Origin of the sequence: Pseudoalteromonas piscicida (genome assembly GCF_002744175.1) — a bacterium.
In the GTDB taxonomy this organism is placed as follows: domain Bacteria; phylum Pseudomonadota; class Gammaproteobacteria; order Enterobacterales; family Alteromonadaceae; genus Pseudoalteromonas; species Pseudoalteromonas piscicida_B.
Map to the genome: position 1 here is coordinate 1 of NZ_NKHF01000139.1, position 1561 is coordinate 1561.

Sequence of the window (1561 nt, forward strand, 5' to 3'; positions counted from 1 at the left end):
ACCTTTGTAGGTGGATATGCGAAGAGTTGGACGCAAGATCAGGCGCTTAACCTAGCGATGGCTGGTATTGGTATGGCCGTGAATAGTATTGGAAAAGAGCAGGGAGCAGTTGATACGGATGGGCATTCACATGGTGCTAAGAAAGAGTCTCTGCAATCTGATGATGGACCAGACCCTGAACCTAAGCTTACTTACAATACTAAGTCTAAATTGCCAATCGAATTATAAGGTGAGAAGTTAACAGGATTAGTAAAGTGGTCCTGTTCTGGCTCATCAGTGGAGTGTAAGAGTGCAATTGACAACTTTAATGAATTGACAGAACAAAATGGTGATATTTTAGATGTAACTCATGAACTAACTTCTGGTCAAGGTGGTGCTAAACTTGTTTTTAGAAATGGTAAAGTTGGGGATAATAGAAGTGCTATAGGTGAATGGGATCCAAGCAGCAGAACTATTTCGGTAAGTCGGCAGCATCTTAATAACTCCGCTCAGAGGAACTTTAAGCATGAGTTAGGACACGCTTATAGCCTGACTCATCAAAGTAATCACACTAAAAACTTTATGAGTTATTACAAGGTTGGTACGACGGCGAAATATTCATCTGATTCAGATGTCTCCTTTCAATTCAATCAAGAGCAAAAAAGCATGCTTAAATATTTTAATAAACCAGAGGAAAAGTCATGGTGGCAATTTTAGGCTTTAAGCTTTTGTTCATCACAAGCTTAGCTAGTGGTCCCTTAAAGTTAAGCTGTAGCCCAGAGGGATTAAACCAGAGCCATGTAAAAAAATTAAACGCGGCACTTTATCCTATTAAAGGAGAGTTTCAAGTTGAATGTGGGAACACTGTGTTTTTACAAACTCCATATTTGAAGGAAAATATCTGCATAAAAAATTTCTATAGTGTGGTTGAAAGGCTCAATTCAAAATCTGAAGTTGCTTTAACCGGCAGGCAGATATCTGATAAAAGCTGCGACTTTACTTCTAGTATATATGTAGATGAAAGGGTAGAGGAAATAGCATTTAAAAGTATTTTTAAATTTATATCAGAACTTAAATCTGATAAGTCGCTAGCATTGAAAGAACGGGTAAGTTTTTTTAAGTTCTATTTTGATGGTAGTATAAATGAGTTTTCCCATGAAGTTGGTGATGTTAAGGTGGTGAGTCCAATATACACTTCTTTTGAAATGAATAGCTTTTCAATTAAAGTCTCGGATGATAATTCACGCTGGAAAATTTACTTTTCATATGAAAAAAATAGCATTATAATAAATGATGTTGTTAAGGTGGTTGAATAATAATTGAAAATTAATTAGGTCTCACGCTTTTCAGGTCTGATTTTTACTTTTAATTATTTAGTGAAGAAATGAAAAATTTATTGATAACTTTAATTGCAATGTTTCTTTTTTCGAACAATGCTTTCGCAACGATGACCCCAGAAGTCGGTCACTTTCGCGTCTCGAGGGGTGTGCATTTTACTCAACCCGATTTTGTTGTCAACACTTAATTTTAAGTTTCTTTTCGAAGCCTCAAAACCTAAGTTTTACTTGACTCCCAACTCGCC

3 protein-coding genes are annotated in these 1561 nt (G+C 36.1%); all 3 read left to right on the top strand.

The features are described from left to right. Positions 1-228, top strand: a 228-nt coding sequence (locus CEX98_RS22975) for a hypothetical protein (protein ID WP_172439837.1), incomplete at its 5' end; no start/stop codon positions are given. Between the two features lie 48 nt (positions 229-276). Continuing rightward, a complete protein-coding gene (locus CEX98_RS22115; protein ID WP_099644128.1) occupies positions 277-696 on the top strand; it encodes a hypothetical protein in 420 nt (139 codons plus the stop codon). Beyond that, complete coding sequence (locus CEX98_RS22120) at positions 681-1295, top strand: hypothetical protein (protein WP_099644129.1); 615 nt, start codon at positions 681-683, stop codon at positions 1293-1295. Before CEX98_RS22115 ends, CEX98_RS22120 begins: the two co-directional genes overlap by 16 nt. Positions 1296-1561 lie beyond the last annotated feature (266 nt).